Origin of the sequence: Sphingobium sp. B7D2B, from assembly GCF_025961895.1 — a bacterium.
Taxonomy (GTDB): domain Bacteria; phylum Pseudomonadota; class Alphaproteobacteria; order Sphingomonadales; family Sphingomonadaceae; genus Sphingobium.
This window is the reverse complement of record NZ_JAOQOM010000001.1, coordinates 1,206,857-1,226,625: the sequence shown is the minus strand read 5'-3', so window position 1 is coordinate 1,226,625 and position 19,769 is coordinate 1,206,857. Positions and strand designations below refer to the sequence as shown.

Below are 19,769 nucleotides of genomic sequence, written 5' to 3'. Positions count from 1 at the left end.
GTCGCCCGCTTTTATAGTCGCGAAGCGCGCGTTTCCTTCGCGGTTATGAATTCGATCAGCGCCGGTTGCCCCGCCTCGATCGCGGCCAGCGCGCGGTGAATGGCGGGGACGATCTCTTCCGGACGCGTGACGCGCTCGCCATGGCCGCCAAGCGCCTTGGCGAAATCGGCATAATGGCCGGAAATGTCCGTCGCCCGGAAGCGCTCGGTCGCGACCGGCATGACCGGCAGTTCGATGGCCATCGCCTCATTGTTGAGCAGGATCGACAGGATCGGCAGGCGCTCGCGCACCGCCGTCTCGAAGTCCATTCCGGTAAAGCCGATGGCAGCGTCACCCCACACGTTGATGCACAGCTTGTCCGGGCAGGCAAGCTTGGCGCCCATGGCGAGGCCAAGGCCATAGCCAAGCTGCGTGGACTTGCCCCAGCCGATATAGCTGAGTGGCGTGATCGACTTCCAGTAGGGCGTCAGCTGATCGCGCGGGCTGCCGGCATCATGGGTGATGATGGTGTTGGCGACATCCACGGTCTTCTGAAGATCCCAGAGCACGCGATAGGGGCTGATCGGCGCATCGTCGCTCTCAAGGAGCGGCAGCCATTTCGCTAGCCAGTCCTTCTCGACCTTGGCGATTTCCGCGGCCACCGGCCCGGCGTCGCGTGGCGCTGACACCAGCGCGCGGCACGCCTCGAGCAGCATCCCCAGCGTCAGCTTGGCATCGCCGGCCAGCGCCATCTCGCAGGGCACATTCTTGTTGAAGTCAGCCGGATCGAGCGTCGAATGGATCACCCGCTTGCCCTGCGGCATCTTCACGCCGAACGCCGTCTCGCTGAAGCTGCAGCCGATGCCGAAGATGAGGTCCGCCTCATCGAGGAAATGCCGCAATTGGCCCGAAATAGCCGCACCGCCCGAACCGAGCGCCAGTGGATGCGTCTCGTCGAATGCACTCTTGCCTTCAAGGCTGGTGGAAACCGGGATGGCCAACAACTCGGCCAGCGCCTTCAGTTCCTCATAGGCCTCGGCCCAGTGCACGCCCTGCCCGGCGTAGATCACCGGGCGCTTTGCGGCGACCAGCGCCTCGGCTGCTCGCTTCACCGCGTCTGGCTCGGGCGCATAGCGGGTGGTGACAACCGGCTGATAGCTCTCGGGCGCGTCGATTTCTTCGCCCAGCACGTCCCAGGGCATCTCGACCAGCACAGGGCGCAGACGGCCATTGCGCAGCTGCGTGAAGGCGCGGCGCATGATGTTCTGCGTTTCTGCCGCAACCGTGATCGGCTCGGCATGCTTGGTCACATCCCGCATCGAGACGCTGGCATTGAAATTGTCCGGCACGAAGGCGATGCGGCGGGCATAGCCCTGCGGCAGCACCAACACGGGCACGGATTCGGAGTAAGCCTGTGCCACCCCGCCATAGGCATTTTCCGTCCCCGGCCCATGTTGCATGGCGAACACGCCCATGCGCTTGCCCCGCGTCAGGCGGGACAGCGCATCGGCCATGTGAACGCCGGTCCGCTCCTGGCGGACGATGACCGGGCGGATGCCGATTGCGGCGGCATCCTCCAGCACGGCGTTGCGCGGATAACCGAAAATGACGTCTACACCCTCACGCTTGAGGATGTTGGCGATGGCAGCACTGACTTTCATGGGGTAATTTCAATCCTTCCTGGGGCCTTTCGGGCCGATCGGCCTCTCGCCCATGACCGTCGTGCGGATGAGATGCCGACGTTCGTACTTGAAATCATGGACGCCACGATGAAGCAAGAAACGATTGTCCCAGACAATCAATGTGTCTTTCTTCCATTTCACGCGGCAATGATAATGCAGGTGCTGGGCAAGGCTCTGGAGATAGCCGAGCAGCGCCTGACTCTCCGCCTCCGTCCAGCCAACGAAGCGCTTGAAATAGGCCGTGGTCGCGAACAGGGCCTTGCGACCGGTGACCGGGTGAACACGCACCGCCGGGTGGATATTCTCCAGCTCGTCTTCGCTGAACCCGTGCGATTCACGCAGGCGCAGGCGCTTCTCGGGCGGCAGCTTCTCATTGCGCGCCCAGATTTCCTTGCCTGAGTAAACGACCTCGAGCCCGTCGAGCAGTTCCTTCATGGCATCGGAAAGATGCTCATAGACGAGGTAGCCGTTCGAGAAGGCGGTATCGCCACCGAATTTGGGCACTTCCAGCGCGCGCATCACCACGCAGAGCGGCGGCTGCAGCAGGAACGGGCTGTCCGTGTGGAAGTGCTCGAAGGAGGGAACGACGTTCTCCGGCTCATGCGCTTCGCGGCGCACTTCCTGCATATCCTGATGCTCGCCATAGGTCGGCGCCTGCGGCAGCTCGGTGATCGGGCCGAAGTAGCGCGTGAACGCCTTGTGCTGCTCGGGCGTCAGATCCTGGTCGCGGAACACGATGACCAGAAAATGCTCGAACGCCTTCATCACTTCGGCGAGCGTCTCGTCATCCAGCGGCTCCCGCAGGTCCACACCGCTGATCTCGCAGCCGCACGCGCCGGAGATCGGCTCGACGGTGATCCGCTTGAATTCGGGCATGGGCAAACCCGCCACGATCGTGCCGGTCGCCTGATCGGCGGCCTGCCCCTTGTGAGACACTTGGATGTTCATCTCGAAGCTCCTCTTCCAAGACCCCGGCGCAAGACCGGCCGGGGTCATCATCTATCAGAAATTGCGCTTGATGGTGACAGCCCATTCCCGCGGACGCGCCGGGCGCCCTTGGATGGACTGGGTCGATCCGCGATTGTCGAACAGGCCGTCATAATAGAGCCGGTCGGTGAGGTTGGTGACCTCAAGCGAGAGCTGCCAATCCTCGGCCACATCGCGATACGTGAGGCGCGCATTCACGATCGTGCGCCCTTCCACCTGGTTGAACGGCGCGCGGTTGATCGCCGTCGAGAAATAGGGGCTCTGCGAATTGACGTCGATGCGCGGGGTCAGCGAGCCGGCATCACCCAGTTCGATCTTGTACTGCCCGCCGACGCTCCAGCGCCATTCCTGCACGAAGGGCGCGTCCATATCGAGGTTGATGCCAGCGCTCTGGCCGATGGCGGAAATCGACTTGTAGTCGAAGTCCAGATAGCCGAGCGAGGCATCGATCAGCAGGCCGCGAACCGGGCGCAGCGTCGCCTCGACCTCGAAGCCCTTCACATCCGCCTTGCCGGCGTTGAGCGGCAATGCGCAGGGCGCGGCCGGCACCGTCGGACAGGTCGAGACGCTGACCAGAATGTCGTTATACTTGTTGAGGAAGCCGGAGACGTTCAGGCGCAGCAGCCGGTCGAACAGGTCGCTCTTGAAACCGACTTCATAGGCGGTCAGCGTCTCGGGATCATGCGTCAGCGCCTGCGCCGGGAAGAACGGCCGCGGGTTGGCGCCGCCACTCTTGAAGCCCGTCGCGATCTGCGCATAGGTCATGAAGTCGGGCGTCCAGCGATACTGGATGACACCGCGATAATCGAGACGATCGCCCTTGAACGTCCGCACCAGCCCATCGAGCGGGGCGAGCGACGGCGGCGCATTACCGCCGTAGATGTTCCCCGGATTGCCCTTGCGCGCATATTGGAAGCTCTTGGTAATGTCCGTGTAGCGCAGGCCGCCGATCAGCGTCAGCTTCTCCGTCAGATGCAGTTCGGCATTGGCGAAGGCAGCGATGGTCTGGGATTCGACATGGTCGTTCTGGCGAAATTCCAGCGTGGGAAGCTGGACACGCGAGCCGCCGTCGCTGGTGCCCTCGAAATAATAGCCGCCCACCGTATAGTTCAGCAGCGTACCGATAGCACCGCTGGCGCGCAGTTCCTGGCTGAACTGATTGTGGTTCACGTCATTGGCCGTCAGCGCGATGTTGATCGGCGAGGACTCGGCCGATGTGAACACCGAATTATAGCTACGATAAGCCGTGATCGAGGTGATGCTCAGATCGCCGACATCGATGGTGATGTTGCCTGAGAGGCCCCAGGTATCGAGCGAGTTACTCGCTGGCGCCGCATAAGGCGCCGTGCCATCACGCGGAGCGTAGTTGAGGTAATTCTCATAGCTCACGAACGGGCTGGTCGTGAACGTATCCTGCGCGAAGTTGCCATAGGGCGAATAGCTGATGAAGGGCGAGCCGGTGGCCGTACCATAGCGGACGCCGTCGATGACATAAGGGGCAGTCGCGCTCGACCCCGGCCCCGTCAGCGTGCCGACGTAGAGCAGCGTGGAGGGCGCGGACTCGCTGTCATCGCGGGTGATGTCGCCGATGATCGAAATGTCGACCGCGTCATTGGGCGTCCAGCGCAACGTCCCGCGGCCGGCGACATAGGACTTGCCGCCCTCGGTGCCGAGCTTGCAATTGTCGGAAATCGCGAAGGTGCGCACCGGCGAAGTCGGATGCGTACAGCGATAATCGTAGCGGGTGACGTAGCCGTCCTTCTTCACCCCGGCACCGGAGACGCGCAGGAAGAGCTGATCGGGCACGACGGTCAGGTTCAGGCCGCCGCGCACCTCGGTGCGGTTGAAGCTACCGTAGGTTGCCTGGACATAGCCGCCACCCGAACCGTCCGGCTTCTTGGAATAGAGCTTGATCGCGCCGCCGATGGAATTTTGCCCGGCAAGCGTGCCCTGCGGCCCGCGCAGGATTTCCACCCGGTCGAGGTCCAGCAGATCGAGCATCGAGCCCTGCAGCGTCGAGTAATAGACGTCATCGACATAGAGGCCGACGCCCGGCTCCAGTGCGAACGTCGAATCCGACTGGCCGACGCCGCGAATGAACGCCTGGATCGATGGGCCGTAGGTGGCCGGCGCTTCGGCGAGATTGACGTTGGGCGCCTGTGCGGCGACCTGAGCGATGCTCGTCTGGCTGCGCGCTTCCAGCATGTCGCCGGAGACGGCGGTGATGGCCAGCGGCGCATCCTGCAGACGCTGCGAGCGGAACTGCGCGGTCACCACGATGTCATCGGCATCGGCCTGCTGTGCAGCGCTTTGTTGGGGAGCGGGGGCATCCTGCGCCATGGCGGGTGTCGCCAGGGTTGCGGCGCCCAGCGTCAAGGCGCTCGCGGCCTGCAACAAAAGATCTGCCTTTTTCATCATCGCTCTCCTCCAATGTCAGAACGCCCGTGCGTCGGGCTGTTATCGGGCGGGACCATGGCAACGCTCGGCGCGCATGTCAAATTTATTCCATATTTCAGAAGTCTTGTTCCGTATATTGGAATTATAGCCTTGACTTGTCGCCGCGCCGCCGTAGCTTCCGCCCAAGAAAAATGAGGAGGGATGAATGGCAGAGTTCGATCGACGGCAGCTTTTGGCAGGCGGACTCGCCGCTGGCGGTGCCATGAGCGCAATGACCGGCACCGCGACCGCGCGCACGATGCGACCGCCCCCGGCCGCGGCACCCGCGCGACGGATCGCCGTCGAGGAAGCCTGGACGATTGCCGAGCATCAGGACGCGCTGGCCGCCCTTGCCACCGGAACATGGCCCAATCTGGACGCGCAGCTGATTAACCCGCTTGGTTCTCGCGGACCGGACCGCCTCACTCGCCGCCTGCGCGACGTGACGGAGCGGCTCGCGGAAATGGACCGCCTAGGTGTCGACATGCAGATACTTTCGCTCACCTCGCCGGGCCTGCAGATGTTCCGCGCCGATCAGGCCGTCGCCATGGCCGAGCTTGCCAATGATCGGCTTGCCGAGGTGGTCCGCGCTCACCCAAAACGCTTCGCCGGCCTTGCGTCCTTCGCGCCGCAAGACCCGACACGGGCCGCCAAGGAAATGGAGCGCGCGGTCAATAAGCTCGGTTTCAGCGGCTTCATCGTGAACTCGCACACCAATAACGAGTATCTGGACGACCCCAAGTTCATGCCGATCCTGGAGGCCGCCGCCGCGCTCGACCGGCCGATCTACATCCACCCGCGCTGCCCTTCGGACGGCATGGCGGAGCCCTTCCGCGATCATCGGCTGCAATCGGCGATCTGGGGCTATGCTGCCGAAACCGGCACCCATGCCATGCGGCTGATCCTCAGCGGTGTGTTCGACAAGCTGCCCAACCTCAAGATCGTGATTGGCCATATGGGTGAAAACATCCCGTTCCACCTGTGGCGCACGGATCATTGGTTCGAGCGCCGGCGCGATGCCTATGGCAGCAAGCTCAAGCCCTCCGAAGTCATGAAGCGCAACGTGTACATCACCACCAGCGGCGTGGAGCATGGCCCGGCCTTGCGCTACGCGATCGACGTACTGGGTGTAGACCGCGTGCTTTGGGCGATCGACTATCCCTATGAGGAGATGGAGCCCTCCGTCACCTTCATCAACCACGCCCCGCTTGACGGAGAAGAACGCGAGGCGGTCTGCCATCGCAATGCCGCGCAGGTCTTCCACCTCCCGCCAGCCTGATCCCGCCTAACCCTGACGACCCGTCCTGGCCCGCCAGGGCGGGCGTCAGGCCTCGGCGGAGGCGTGGCCGAAGGTAGCGCTGAGCGTGCGGGCCGCCGCCATGACCTCACCAGCCATGCGCTCGCGGTCCATCGTGCCGAAGCGCTTGGCCGGCATCGTGAGGCCGATCGACCCAATCACCGCATTGCCGCTGCGGAAGACAGCCGCCGCGATGCCCGCGACATCGGCCTCCTGACTGTAGAAGATCGCGCAGCCCCGCTCCCGAATGGCGGCCAGTTCCTCCACCAGCACCTCGGGCGGCGGCGTTGGGGCGCCGGTCAAAGGCCCCACCGGGCTCTGCGCCAGCGCCGCCGCCAAATCCTCCGCCTCCAGATGGGCGAGAATGGCGCGGCCTAGGGAACCCCAGGTCAGCGAAAGATCAGTATAGGGCTCCAGCACATGACGCAGCGTGTGCGGCGTGAGGATTCGCTCGGAGACGATGGCGCGATGATGGGGGGCATCATAGGTGCAGAATACCGCCGTCTCCTGCCAGCCCGCCCACAGGGTGCGGAGGAATGGGCGCACTGCCGCGACATAATGGCTGCGGCTCAGAATGTTGGCGGACAGCCTGAACAGTTCACGCCCGGCCCGATAGGATGTGCCGTCGCCCCGCTCTACCAACCCGCCGCGGATCAGCATCTGCAACAGCCGATGCACGCTGCTGGCCGGCATTCCCGTGCCCGCGGCAAGATCCTTGAGCGCGCAATCGCCGTCACTTTCGCCGATCAGTTTGAGCAGCGCAATCATGCGGGCGCCGGAGCCGCGATCGGTGTTGGTCGATGAATCCATGAAAAAGAAGACGCTCCGCCCCAAACCCCGCGCTGCCGGGGGAGCGTCTTCTACGAAATCTTCAGCGCTGACGCCATTGCCGAGTTCTGCCGCGATCAGGCAGCGGACCGCGCTGCCAGATGCGCGAGCGCAAGCGCGCCCGCCCGCTCACCGAGCTGCAACGATCCGCTCGTGCCCAACGCGGCCCAGGCGCGCGGATCGGCAGAGACAGCCCGCCCGGTGACGAACAGCCCGCTCAACTCGCGGGGGCGCAGTGCCGCATCGATGAGCGCACTATCGCTCTTCAGTGGCGCATCCTCAACGCCGAGCACATGTGCGCCCACGACATGGCGAAGGCGCGCGGCCTGCATGGCACCCGCGACGTCGATCAGAAAGCTCGCTTCGAGTCCAGGCAGGGTCCGCAGGAGCGGCAGGATCTCGCGGATCAATGTCCGCGCCCGCGCCTCCTGCGCGCCCAGTTGCGCGACGCTGGTTGCCCCATCAACCTGCATGGAAGGCCCGCGCACATAGGCCACGCCCCTGCCCCGACCCGCTGACGTTACCCCATAGAGCACGAGTCGGTCCGGCTGATCGGGCGACAGCACGCCCCGCGCCTTCGCCTCGGCGAGGCGGGCAGGCCATGTCGCTTGTCCGTCCAGCACCGCATCGAACGCGACGCCGCCAATCCGGTAATTCATGGCGATACTGGCGGGCTCGTCCAGCCCGCGCATTGCAGCGCCCGCCCGCATCGCCAGTTCGCCATCGCCGGTGGCGTCGATGACCGCGCCGGCCGGGACAGCGAAGCGCCCGGACTTGTTCTCGACCATCGCGCCCCGCACGACGCCCTTTTCCACGATGGGATCGGCCGCCCAACTGGAGAACAGCAGTTGCACCCCCGCCTCCTGCGCGAAATCGAGCAGCGCATATTTGAGTGCCTCGGCATCGTGAACCAGACCATCGCCGAGAAGGTCCGGCCCGGCATCGCCGTTTCGCTCCAGCCGGCTGACCAACTCGGCCGCGATGCCCTGTTCTGCGGGCGTAAGGGCGATATCGAAGGACAAGGGGCCATTGCCGCCCAGCACCACGTTGCGCTCCACCAACAGCGTGCGCGCCCCGCCCCCCGCCGCCGCCACAGCCGCCGCTACGCCGGACAATCCGCCGCCGCACACCAGCACGTCGACCGCGCGATAGACCGGGGTTCGGCGGCCCGGCAGCATGATCTCACCGCGCGTTGCGCCCGCTGTGCGTTCCATGATCGTCGTGCTCATCCGCTTAATCCCGCACCATATTGTGGATCTTGGCCTTGCTGATATCGATCGCGCCATCGGCCAGGTTCTGGCCCTGCGCGATCAGCAGCGCCTGCAATTCGTCGATGGCGACCTCGCGCAGCGTCACCCCGTCCCGGCAAGCCAGCGCCGCCGCCGTCCCCGCCGCCTGACCGAAGGCCATGCAGTCAGGGATCTGCCGACAGCGCGAATGGGCCTCATAGCTCATCGACACGGTCTTGCCGGCAACCAGAAGATTCTCGATGCCCTGCGGCATCAGGCAGCCTAAGGGCACGCCGAACACCGACGTGACCATCTTGGCGTTAGCCAGCCGCTCGCGAAAGGCCGCCGTCGTTTCGCTGCCATCCGAGGGGTGACGCACGAAGCCAAGCGTGTCAGGCAGGCGGTGGTAACGCTTGAAGATGTCATCCGCGTGGAAGAGGCCTTCCAATATGTCGTCGCGCGTGAGCGTGTAGTCGCCCAATATCCGCCGGGAATCGCGCACCCCGATCATCGGCGCTGCTTTGATGAGATAGGCCTCCTCGAATCCCGGCACAGTGCGCAGGAACGGCATGAACGCGCGCACGCCCTGCCGGGCCCGGACCTCCGCATCCGTCAGCTCGTCGGCATCATAAGGGTCGCGATGCAGCACACGGACGCCGTAGATATAGCCCATCTGCCCCGCCCGTGTGGAAGGCGCGATGCCGAAGTTGGAGAAGTTGTCGAGATAGACGTCGTCCAGCAGAACGCCTGCAGCCTTGGCTGCCTTCACCATCTCGGTGCGGCCCTTGCGATCCTGACTGTGGCGATAATCCACCCCGCCGATCTGGAAGAGCATGACCATCGGCTGCGGGTGATTATACTCCTGCATCGGCGCTCCGGCCCGAGCCGCGACATCGGCATCGCCGGTCGCGTCAATCACCACGTCGGCCAGCACGGCCTGCCGCCCGGCCTTGTTCTCAACGACAACGCCGCGCACAGCGCCATCCTCGATGATCGCATCGGTGACCCAGGTCTGCGGCAGCACACGCACGCCGGCTTCCTCCACCAGTTCGGCGAGGACAAATTTGAGGATTTCGGGGTCGAACGGCACGGCGAAATGCCCGTCCTCCAGGTCCGGATCGGCGCCGCCATCGGCGCGTAGCCGCTCGATCACCTCTTTCATGATCCCGCCGGTGAAGAAGGCTTGATGATATTCCGTGACGAACGAGCGCGGCCCGGTGCCGCCCAAGGTTGTATCCCGCTCAATCATCAGCACGTCCGCGCCGTTGCGCGCGGCGGCGACAGCCGCAGCGACGCCGCCAGCGCCTCCTCCGCACACGAGCACCGCGGCCCGATCAACCACCGGCACCGCTTGCGGCTGCTCCTCGATCCACTCCTGCTCGTCCACGGCTATCATGCGTCACCCCTTCCTGTCGCCGAACGGAACTATCTAACTATAATATTCTTTGCAAGCGGCATCGCGGCTTGCGGCTTAAACCATATGACTATATTATTTTTTACATGGAGAAGAGATTCGGGGCTCCCACCGCACGGGAAACCATCACCGAGGCCGCACGGGAGATCCCGGTGGCACGGCGCACGCAGGTTCTGGTCGTCGGTGCCGGCGCAGGGGGATACCCAGCGGCGATCCGCGCCGCCCGCAATGGCGCTGAAGTGCTGCTGATCGAGCGCAACGCCGTCGTCGGCGGCACGGGGCCGATGTCGTTCGTGACCGAGTTCCTCAGCTGCGAGAATATCAGCGGCATTTTGCGCGAGATGCAGCAGCGCCTTGCCGCGCATGATGCTGCGGCCGAGACCTTCCTGCCGGAATATTTCAACCTCGCCTACGATCCCGAAATGCTTAAGCTGGTGGTGCTCGACATGCTGGTGGAAGCCGGCGTCGATCTCCTGCTCAACACCAATGTCGTCGACGTGATCCGTGAGGGGGATGCGCTCAAGGGCGTCATCATCGAGAACAAATCAGGTCGGCAGGCCATTCTCGCTGACGTCATCATCGATGCCAGCGGGGATGCCGATGTCGCCGCGCGCGCCGGCGTCGCCATGCATCCGCGCGAAGACCCACAACCCATGATGATGTTGTGCCGCATGGGCGGCGTCGACTGGGAGCGGATGCAGGCTCACGCCCGCGCGAACCCGGACGATTTCTCCAAGCTGTGGGGCACGCCGGCCAATCCGCTCGATGGTGCCCAATATGTCCACCTCACCGGCTGGAAGTCGCTGGTGGCACAGGGCAAGGAAGAAGGCGCCCTGCCCGGCACATTCGGCCACCATATCTCGATCTTTGGTGCTACGCCCGCCAATCTGCGCCATGGCATCGGCTATCTCTATGCCGTACAGGTGCTCAATCGGGATCCCACCGATGCCGCCGATCTTACTGGCGCGGAGGTCGAAGGTCGCCGCCGGGCTCGCGATTTCCTACCGTTCGTCAAGCGCATTCCCGGCATGGAGGACGCCTTCCTGATCGATATGGCGCCGCAGATCGGTGTACGGGACAGCCGCCGGATTGTCGGCGACTACACGCTCACCCGCGACGACATCTTCGATGGCGCCACCTTTGCGGACGAGATCGCCCTCAAGGTCTATCGCGGCCCTAATGTGAAAGGCTGGGTTCGCCACAAGCCCGATGGCAGCGAGGGCGGCAAGGGCCATGACCTCACCGAGATGCCGATCTCGGTGGTCGTGCTGGGCCTGCCTTATCGCTGTCTGCTGCCGCAAGGCATCGAGAACCTGCTGGTCGCGGGCAAGACCGTTTCATTCGACAATGAGGCCCATCAGCGCGTGCGGTTGATGCCCGAATGCATCGCCATGGGCGAGGCCGCGGGTGTGGCCGCCGCCGTGGCAGTGCGCGACGGCGTTTCGCCGCGTCAGGTCGATACGGACGCGGTGCGCGCCCTGCTGAGCGAAGGCGGCATGAATCTGGACCGGAGCAAGGTCCGGGTGCAGCAAGTGCGGGAAACCCTCGCTAGCCGGGGCTTGAATGTCCTGATGGATTGAGACCGGCGCCCTCCCCGCGCCCCTTGCCCAAGGCGGGGACGCGGAGCAGGTGAGGTTCGGCGCTTACACGCGAGGAGCGATCAATCCTCGCGGCGATACCCGCCCAGGCCGGGCTTGAAGGACTTTTCGTCCAGAAACTGCGTCATCCCCTTGCGGCGCCCACGCTCGGTATCCTGACCCGCCGCCGTCGCCGCCATCGCGCCGAGCATCGCCTCGGACGTGTCCCAATCCAGCCGCTCGACATATTTGAACGCGGACTTGGCGTGGCGCAGGATGGTCGGGTTCTTGGAGAGTAGCTTGCGCGCCAACGCCTCGGTTTCGGCACGCAGATCGGCCAACGGCACCGAGCGGTTGACCAGCCCCATTTCCGCCGCCTTGCGCCCGTCGAACGGATCGCCGGTCATGATATAATAAAGGCTGTCGCGGTGGTTCATCACCTGCGCCACGGCGCGCGTGACGTTGCCCGCCGGGATGATCCCCCAATTGATCTCCGAAAGGCCAAAAGTGGCCTCATCGGCGGCAATCGCCAGATCGCAGGCGACCAGCGGCGTGAATGCCCCGCCGAAGCACCAGCCGTTGACCATCGCAATGGTGGCCTTGGGATAGTGCGTCAGGCGCCGCCACATCCAATCCGTCGCGGCGCGGCGAAAGCGGGCCTGTACAATGGCGGATTCGCCCTCGGTCTCCCGGAAATACTCTTTGAGGTCCATGCCGGCGGAGAACGCCTCCCCCTCGCCGGTGAGCACGACCACACCCACATCATCCCGCACCTCCAGTTCATCGAGCACCTGCCACATCTCGCGGTTGATCGTCGGATTCATCGCATTGCGCTTGGCCGGGCGGTTGAGGGATACCCAGGCGATGCCGTCATCCAGCGTGACCTTCACGGCCTCATAAGTGTGTTCACTTGTCATCGATGGATTGTCCTTTCGCTTCCATGGACACGACCAGACGGCTGAGCAGATCGAGCAATGTCTTGCGCTCTTGCTCCGCCAGCCCGGCCGTGAGTTGCTCTTCCAGCCGCCGCGCATCAGCATTGACGGCTTCAAACCGTGCCTGCCCCTCGGGCGTCAGGCTGATGAGCGAGATGCGGCGATTGAGTTCGCTCGTCTCGCTGGTGATGAGGTTCTTCTCGCGCAATTGGGCGAGTTGCTGGGTAGCCGCCTGCGGCGTAACCCGCTGCACTCGCGCCAGCTCCGCCGCCGAGCAGGGCGCGAGGCGTTTGAGGAAAGAGAGGATCGTGAAATCGCTCGTCGTCAGCCCGTGCGCCCGCACCACGTCGTCAAGCTCCAGCTTGCCCGCCGTGTAGCCGCGCTTGAGCAGATAGAGCAGCCGCTGCGGCCTGACTTCATCGGATCGAGACTGCCCGCTCATGCTCCCCCTCTCCCGCCGACCTCCGGCCGTTCAAATTGACAATCTACTTTATATAAAGCTTCTTGATAATTATCCCGCTGACTGTCAATCGGCTTCGCCTTCGCCACACCGCATGCAAAAGGGCGGCACCAACCGATGCCGCCCTGCACAAGATCATATGATGCGTGGCGCGCGGCGGCTCAGCCCCAGACGTCTTCCGCCACGCGCACGACCAGCTCCAGCTTGGCCTTCTCATGCTCGATGTCCATCATGTTGCCGCCGATGCCGCTGGAGAAGCCGCATTGCGGTGAGAGCGCGAGTTGATCGATATCGGCATATTTCGCCGCATCCTCGATCCGCCGCTTGAGGTCATCGGGGCTTTCCATCGTCCCGCGCTTGGTGGTCACGAGGCCAAGCACCACCGTCTTGCCCTTGGGCAGGAAGCGCAGCGGCTCAAAGCCGCCGGCGCGGTCGGAATCATATTCCAGGAAATAGCCGTCGATATTCATCTCGTTGAACATGACGTCCGCGACCGGATCATAGCCACCCTCGGCGACCCAGCGCCCGGCGAAATTGCCCCGGCAGACATGCATGCAGACGGCCATATCATCGGGCTTGGCGGCGATCGCCGCGTTGATGAGCTTGGCGTAGACGTGCGGCAGTTCGTCCGGATCTTCGCCGATGCTGGTCGGCACCTGCGCGCGCAGGGTGGGATCGCAGAGATAGGCGAAGTTGGTCTCGTCGATCTGTAGATAGCGGCAGCCCGCCTCGATCAGGTCGCCGATCTCCTCGGCGTAGACCGCCGCGAGGTCCGCGTAGAATTCCTCCATCGTGGGATAGGCCTGCGCATCGATAGCATCGCGCCCGCCGCGGAAGTGCATGATCGAGGGCGAGGGAATGGTGATCTTGGGCGTTTCCTTCGTCACCGTCTTGAGGAACTTGAAGTCCTCGACGAAGATCGGCTTGGGGCGGCTGAGCTTGCCGGTGATGCGCACCGTGTGCGGCTTGCTCTCGACCGTGCCCTGCTCGTTGCGGAAGGTGGTGCGGTGGCTGGATTGCCAGGGTTCGACATTGGCGAAGCGGAGCAGGAAATCGGTGTGCCAGCTGCCGCGATTATACTCGCCGTCTGTGATTGACTTGAGGCCGACGCCTTCCTGCAGCGCCACGACCTCGCGGATGGCGTCCTGCTGGATGGTCAGCAGCTCCTCCGCGCTGAGCTCGCCGGCGGCCTTCTTGTTCCGGGCTTCGATGAGATACTCCGGGCGGATGAGGCTGCCCACATGGTCGGCTCGGAACGGCGCTGGCTTCATGCAAAACTCTCCTTTGGGCAACAACAGAATGCGGTTTTGATGATCGTCATTTGAGACAATCCCTGCCCCTCGCCAATAGCACGATTCCTTGCAGCAGCCACAATTTTCGTTATCAATGACAACAAAATAAGCTGCCACAGATAGGAGATTTCATGGTCAGTCCGGCGCAACCTGTTTCTGCCCCTGCGGAGACGGCGGATATCGAAGCCCCCATGATCGAGGCTTCGGCGGGCGAGATCTTCCTGCGGCGGCTGGCGGCCAATGGCATCGATTATCTGTTCGCCAATGGCGGCACGGACTTTGCGCCGGTGATCGAGGGCTTTGCCCATGCGCAGGTGGCGGACTTCAAGGTGCCCACGCCCATCCTCATCCCGCACGAGACAGCCGCGCTCGGCATGGCGCATGGCTATTATCTGGCGACCGGACGCCCGCAGGCGGTGATGGTCCACACCAATGTGGGCCTGGCCAATTGCGTGATGGGCGTGCTCAACGCGGCCTCCGACCAGGTGCCGATTATCCTCGCCAGCGGCATCACCCCGCATACGGAGCACGGGCCGGTCGGCCACCGCAACTCGCCGATCAACTGGGGCCAGAACATGCGCGACCAGACCGCGATGGTGCGCGAGCCGGTGAAGTGGGACGCCACCCTCTCCCGCCCCGAGCAGATCGCCCCGCTGGTCGACCGCGCCGTGGCCATCGCCACCTCCAGCCCGCGCGGCCCGGTGTATCTGGGCCTGCCGCGCGAGGCGCTGTGCGAAGTGACGACCTATCGCGACAGCAAGCCGCGCAATGCCGCCGCCCGCGCCGCGCCGCATCCGGAAGATCTGGCCGAGGCCGCGCGGCTGCTCGATGCCGCGGAGCGCCCGCTGATCGTCGCCTTCCGGACCGGCGCGCGGGGTGGCGGCTTCGACGCGCTCACCGCCTTTGCGGAGCGCCACGCGATCCCCGTGGTCGAGTTCTGGCCCTCGCAGCTCTCCATCGACGGCGCCTCGCCCATGCATGGCGGGTTCGACCCCGGCGAGGACCTGGCGGCGGCGGACGTGGTGCTGGTGCTCGACGCCATCGTGCCCTGGCTGCCGCACCGCCACGGCTTTGCCGAGCAGGCGACGGTGATCCAGGCCGGGGCCGATCCGCACCAGCTGGAAGTGCCCCTGCGCGGCTTTGCCACCGATCTGGCGCTGACCGGCGACTCCGCCCACATCATCGCCGCGCTGGACGAGGCGATGCAGGCCATGACGCCCCCTCCGACATTGGCGCGGGACCGCTCCGCCCGCTTCGCCCGGCTGGCCGAGCGCCACGCCGCGCGGCGCGCGCAGCTGGACAGCGCGGTGCGGGCCGGGCCGCCCATGTCCGCCGCCTTCGTCACCCGCGCGATCGTGGAACTGATCGGCGCGGAGGGCTGCATCGTCAGCGAGCTGGGCGCCAAGCCGGAATTCGTGACCGGGCTGCGCGGCGACCAGTTCTTCCAGAACCCGATCTCCGGCGGGCTCGGCTGGGGGCTCCCCGCCGCGCTGGGCGTGCAGCTGGCGGACCGCGACCGGCTGGTCGTCGCGACGGTGGGCGATGGCAGCTACATGTTCGCCAATCCGGTCGCCTGCCACCAGATCGCCGAGGCGCACGGCCTACCGCTGCTCACCATCGTCTATAATAACGGCATCTGGGGCGCGGTGCGCGGATCGACCCTGGGCATCTACCCCAAGGGCCACGCGGCGCGCGCCAATGTGATGCCGATCACCTCGCTCGAGCCGCTGCCCGACTTCTGCAAGATCGCGCAGGCCTCACGCGCCTGGACCGCGCGCGTGGCCGACCCGGCCGCGCTGGCCGACACGCTGCGCGAGGCGGCGCGGGTGATCCGGGAAGAGAAGCGGCAGGTGTTGGTGGAGGTGAAGGTGGGGCGGAACTAAAAGGTGAAGCTGACGACTGTCCGGTTTGACGCCAAAACAAGCCCTGCCCCAGGCAGCTATATAGAAGGCTCGACAGATGCGCTTTTCATGCGGACGCGCGCCTCAAAATCTTCACCGTAGTGCGCCAATAGTTTGTAGTAAAAACTCGGCTCGACCGAACGAACATGAGCAATATATCCGAGCAGTTTGTTAGCATTTTTTTCGCCCACACTATTTTCCAGTGCGTGATGAACTTGCGCCCTTACTAGGCGCTTTTTATCACGCCCAATAGAAACCTCTCCATTATCAGAGAGTATCAGGCCGGTCACAACCCGACGATACTTTTTAGTTGCAACAGTCGTTTTCGCTTCATTCAATTTTAGTCGGGGAGAATCAATTTCGCTGATCGTCCTGCGAACGATTCCGTCCACTACCGTCAGATGCCCGGTTCTAGGAGCCGAGAAAGTTAAATCATCCGCGTACCGTGTGTATGTGACACGATCCTTGGCTACCGCGCGCGAAACAGAATCGTCGAACTCATATAATAGTACGTTAGAAAGCCATGGGGATGCAGGCGCCCCGATTGCAAGGCGCAGAATGTGGCCCCGCGCTGCTCGATGGAAGAGCAGATTGACGCTACGTGCGACGTCTGACGGATCAGAAAAAATCTGATGTTGGAGGCAATAATGCTCCCAATCTGATCCCTTGATCGACGGAAAAAATGACTGGAAATCATACTTTCTGATGGGGCCGTTCTGCGAGTGTTTGAGAGCGTTTGATCGAATAGAGACGCCTTTACGATACGCCATCGCGGCATCATGAATTGGTAGGTCATGAAGCCGTTCCACTAGCACACGTTGCAAAACTTTTACCTCGCGTGCGGGCTGCGAAATAATTCGCTCGCCTTTCCCATTACGCTTCGGGATCGGATAACTTTTGTAGGTATCGGGCGCACGGTTGATTATTCGCTCGACATCTAGCTCGCTGAGGCCGGTTTTTATGGATAAAAATCGAACAAGCTTGCTCATAGATCCTGCTCCTGAGTAGCAGGTACAACCAACCTATAACGATTGTGGTCTTTTTGACGCCAGTGATCCAGAATTTTTACGCGACGCCTAGTTCGATCGCGCTCCTCGGCCTGCTCACTAACTGGATAATTCAAAGCCTCGTTTTCTTGAATAGGAATCCAGTAGGAATCGAAGCCAGAGGCCTTTTCTTCTATCCAGCCGACCGAATGGGCACACAGAAGATAGCACCTAACTTCAGCCTCGGTTGCATCCACACTGAAATGCGCCATAGCAGACACGATTTCATTCACCGAGAGCGCTCTATACTCTTGAATCAAACCTACAATTAATTTTATACGATGCCCAGTTCTGGACGAATTAAAAGTTGTTGGCTCTTTAGTTATTTCTAGTCTGATTCTCAAAGGCTCTTGTATTACCTCTTTAAACTTGTCTATATTAAGACCAGAAATATCATCCTTATTATCATAATTGCTCTTAATTCCTATTGCATCATCTCTGATTACAAAAACGGATGATGGTCCACACTTCTTCTTTAGAAAAGATAGAGGTCCAAGTTTTATAAAAGAATCTTCTTCCCAATAAATATCGCGGATCACCACCAACATTTGCCGATATATTTCTTCATAAGAAGAGAACGATCCAAGCTCCGCAAAGCTGCCTGCACTTTCACAAAATAGAATAACAAGTTCGGTTATTTGAGCAATATCACTCTCAAACAGCAAGAAATTGTCATAATATTTTGCGAAGTCAGATCGACGCGTCACGTCCTCTGCCAGAATAATGTCCCGGCCTTTGAGGGATGGATGTTCCGAAATACAATGGAAGGCGTGGCGGAGCGATTTCAGCCCATCTTCCTTGGGGCCGTCGTAGCGACCGCCACACAAAAAAATAACCTCTGTTGGCGCTTGGACGTGGAGTGATCCGACGTCCAAGTCATCCATGAATGGTAACATCTGCTTACCTAGGCCCTGGAAGAGAGCGATGCGAAATCGAGCGGAGCGTCCTTCAAGGCGACTTCGCATCGCTCTCTTTCAGGGCCCCAATTGGGAACAATAATATGAGATTCGGCGAAACGCCGAACCAGCGCAAAAGCACTAATCGCGTAAGCTAGCTGACTGCTAACCGAGTACGGGAACTTTTGGCAAGAGTATTTCTGACCGATTTACACCTAAGCGATCAGGCGGTCGCTCAAAGCTCCCTTCCAAGCGTGTCTCGACTTCGCTCGACACGAACGGGGGCGGGTTCCGGCGCGGGGGCTTTAGCCCCCTCACCCCACTGGCCGGCTCACCACCTGCAGTTCCTGATAGGCCCGTATCCCCAGCACGCCATGCTCGCGGCCGTAGCCGGAGTCCTTCATGCCGCCGAAGGGCACGTCTGACTCGTTGAGGCCGTGGCGGTTGATCCAGACCGTGCCAGCCATCAGCTGCCCGGCGACGGCGCGGGCCCGGGTTTCGTCCGTGCTCCAGACGGAGGCGCCGAGGCCGAAGCGGGTGGCGTTGGCGCGTTGCACGACTTCATCCTCGCTGGTGAAGCTGAGCACGGGCATGACCGGGCCGAACTGTTCCTCGCAGACCAGGGGCACGCTCTCATCCAGCCCGGCGATGATGGTCGGCTCGATGAAATAGCCCCCCTCGCCGTGCTCGCCGCCTCGCGCCCCTCTGCTCGCGCTCCCGCCCGTCAACAGCTGCGCGCCGGGGCGGGCGACGGCGTCTTCCAGATAGGCCTTCACCTTCTCATATTGCGGCAGGTTCTGGATGGGCCCCATGTCCATGCCGGGCTCGCTGCCGGGGCCGACCTTGAGCGCGCGCACCTTCTCGACCAGCTTTTCCAGAAAGGCATCGCGCACGGGCTCGGCCACATAGACGCGCTTGATGGCCATGCAGATCTGCCCGCAATTGTAGAAGCCGCTGCGGGCGATGCCGGCAGCGGCCTTGTCCAGATCCGCATCGGCCAGCACCAGCGTCGCATCATTGCCGCCCAGCTCCAGCGTGATGCGCTTGAGCGTGGCGGCGGCGCTGGCCATCACCTTCTTGCCGGTGGCGACCGAGCCGGTGAAGCTGATCTTGTCGATCCCCTCATGCGCGGTCATCCAGGCGCCGAGATCATTGCCGCCGGCGAGGACGTTCATCACGCCGGCGGGCAGCACATCGGCCGCGAGCGCACCCACCGCCAGCGTGGTGAGCGGCGTGTAGGGCGAGGGCTTCAGGATCAGCGTGTTGCCGGTGTAGAGCGCCTGCGCGACCTTGTGCATGGCGAGCGCGATGGGGAAGTTCCACGGCGCGATGGCGCCGACGACGCCCAGGGGATGGTAGCGCAGCTCCACCTTGCCGCGCGCATCATCGCGCAGCACCTCATCGCCGATCTCCAGCGCGGCGAGCTGCTTCATGTGATGCGCGGCGACGGTCAGCTCCATGCGCGCCTGCTCGATGGGCTTGCCATGCTCGCGGGTGAGCAAGGGGGCGAGGCGATCGGCCGCGGCGGCGATGCTGTCGGCCAGGGCGTGGATGCGCGCGCTGCGATCCTCCGGGGTGCGCGCGGCCCAGGCCGGGAAGGCGGCGCGGGCGGCGGCGACGGCGGCATCGAGATCGGCCTGCGAGGCCTCCGGGCAGAGCGCGAAGGGGCGACCGGTGGCGGGATCAATCACCGCGAAGCTACGCCCCCCGTCCTCGAAAGCGCCCTGCACGAGCTTGCCGCCGATGAGATGCGCATCCGCACCCGCCACGCTCGCCAGCCGCTCCAGCACTGTTCCCTCGCCCATCCATC

The 19,769-nt window shown here is 63.2% G+C and carries 15 protein-coding genes; 3 read left to right on the top strand and 12 right to left on the bottom strand.

The features are described 5' to 3' along the window. Window positions 1–11: 11 nt before the first annotated feature. The 3 genes from M2341_RS05510 to M2341_RS05500 are packed head-to-tail and all read right to left on the bottom strand — an operon-like array spanning window position 12 to window position 5,066. Entirely contained in the window at window positions 12–1,640 is a 1,629-nt protein-coding gene (locus M2341_RS05510) for a thiamine pyrophosphate-requiring protein (protein ID WP_264584534.1), read from the bottom strand. A 9-nt stretch (window positions 1,641–1,649) separates the two neighbouring features. Further along, window positions 1,650–2,609, bottom strand: a complete 960-nt coding sequence (locus M2341_RS05505) for a TauD/TfdA dioxygenase family protein (RefSeq protein WP_181558976.1) — start codon at window positions 2,607–2,609, stop codon at window positions 1,650–1,652. A 54-nt stretch (window positions 2,610–2,663) separates the two neighbouring features. Next, window positions 2,664–5,066, bottom strand: a complete 2,403-nt coding sequence (locus M2341_RS05500) for a TonB-dependent receptor (protein WP_264584533.1) — start codon at window positions 5,064–5,066, stop codon at window positions 2,664–2,666. A 184-nt stretch (window positions 5,067–5,250) separates the two neighbouring features. Here M2341_RS05500 and M2341_RS05495 point away from each other — a divergent pair, with 184 nt between their 5' ends. Beyond that, entirely contained in the window at window positions 5,251–6,363 is a 1,113-nt protein-coding gene (locus M2341_RS05495; protein ID WP_264584532.1) for an amidohydrolase family protein, read from the top strand. Between the two features lie 45 nt (window positions 6,364–6,408). Here the strand turns inward: M2341_RS05495 and M2341_RS05490 are convergent, their stop codons facing one another. The 3 genes from M2341_RS05490 to M2341_RS05480 all read right to left on the bottom strand — a co-directional run bounded on the left by M2341_RS05490 (window position 6,409) and on the right by M2341_RS05480 (window position 9,834). After that, window positions 6,409–7,191: an IclR family transcriptional regulator gene (locus M2341_RS05490; RefSeq protein WP_264584531.1), complete on the bottom strand. Its 783-nt coding sequence runs from the start codon at window positions 7,189–7,191 to the stop codon at window positions 6,409–6,411. A 95-nt stretch (window positions 7,192–7,286) separates the two neighbouring features. Continuing rightward, window positions 7,287–8,438 carry an FAD-dependent oxidoreductase gene (locus M2341_RS05485; protein WP_264584530.1) on the bottom strand — a complete coding sequence of 384 codons (1,152 nt, stop codon included), beginning with the start codon at window positions 8,436–8,438 and terminating at the stop codon, window positions 7,287–7,289. Window positions 8,439–8,442: 4 nt separating this feature from the next. Continuing rightward, a complete protein-coding gene (locus M2341_RS05480) occupies window positions 8,443–9,834 on the bottom strand; it encodes an FAD-dependent oxidoreductase (protein ID WP_264584529.1) in 1,392 nt (463 codons plus the stop codon). A 170-nt stretch (window positions 9,835–10,004) separates the two neighbouring features. Between M2341_RS05480 and M2341_RS05475 the strand changes: the two genes are divergently transcribed. Further along, on the top strand, window positions 10,005–11,432 hold the full coding sequence (locus M2341_RS05475; RefSeq protein ID WP_264576329.1) for an FAD-dependent oxidoreductase: 1,428 nt from the start codon (window positions 10,005–10,007) through the stop codon (window positions 11,430–11,432). 80 nt (window positions 11,433–11,512) lie between these two features. On the opposite strand, the gene M2341_RS05470 is transcribed toward M2341_RS05475, so the two are convergent. From M2341_RS05470 to M2341_RS05460, 3 genes are all read right to left on the bottom strand, one after another. Continuing rightward, window positions 11,513–12,346, bottom strand: a complete 834-nt coding sequence (locus M2341_RS05470; protein ID WP_264584528.1) for a p-hydroxycinnamoyl CoA hydratase/lyase — start codon at window positions 12,344–12,346, stop codon at window positions 11,513–11,515. Then, the gene (locus tag M2341_RS05465; protein ID WP_264584527.1) at window positions 12,336–12,806 is read right to left on the bottom strand and encodes a MarR family winged helix-turn-helix transcriptional regulator; all 471 of its coding nucleotides are present in this window, start codon (window positions 12,804–12,806) and stop codon (window positions 12,336–12,338) included. Before M2341_RS05465 ends, M2341_RS05470 begins: the two co-directional genes overlap by 11 nt. 179 nt (window positions 12,807–12,985) lie before the next feature. Then, the gene (locus M2341_RS05460) at window positions 12,986–14,095 is read right to left on the bottom strand and encodes a 5-methyltetrahydropteroyltriglutamate--homocysteine S-methyltransferase (RefSeq protein ID WP_264584526.1); all 1,110 of its coding nucleotides are present in this window, start codon (window positions 14,093–14,095) and stop codon (window positions 12,986–12,988) included. Window positions 14,096–14,247: 152 nt separating this feature from the next. On the opposite strand from M2341_RS05460, the gene M2341_RS05455 reads away from it, so the two are divergent. After that, window positions 14,248–15,999, top strand: a complete 1,752-nt coding sequence (locus M2341_RS05455; protein WP_264584525.1) for a thiamine pyrophosphate-requiring protein — start codon at window positions 14,248–14,250, stop codon at window positions 15,997–15,999. Between the two features lie 56 nt (window positions 16,000–16,055). Here M2341_RS05455 and M2341_RS05450 read toward each other — a convergent pair whose 3' ends face one another. From M2341_RS05450 to M2341_RS05440, 3 genes are all read right to left on the bottom strand, one after another. Next, window positions 16,056–17,006, bottom strand: a complete 951-nt coding sequence (locus tag M2341_RS05450; protein WP_264584524.1) for a retron St85 family RNA-directed DNA polymerase — start codon at window positions 17,004–17,006, stop codon at window positions 16,056–16,058. Continuing rightward, the gene (locus M2341_RS05445; RefSeq protein ID WP_264584523.1) at window positions 17,003–17,947 is read right to left on the bottom strand and encodes a retron St85 family effector protein; all 945 of its coding nucleotides are present in this window, start codon (window positions 17,945–17,947) and stop codon (window positions 17,003–17,005) included. The genes M2341_RS05450 and M2341_RS05445 overlap by 4 nt, the downstream gene beginning before the upstream one ends. 326 nt (window positions 17,948–18,273) lie before the next feature. Then, window positions 18,274–19,764, bottom strand: a complete 1,491-nt coding sequence (locus M2341_RS05440) for an aldehyde dehydrogenase family protein (RefSeq protein ID WP_264584522.1) — start codon at window positions 19,762–19,764, stop codon at window positions 18,274–18,276. Window positions 19,765–19,769: the final 5 nt, after the last annotated feature.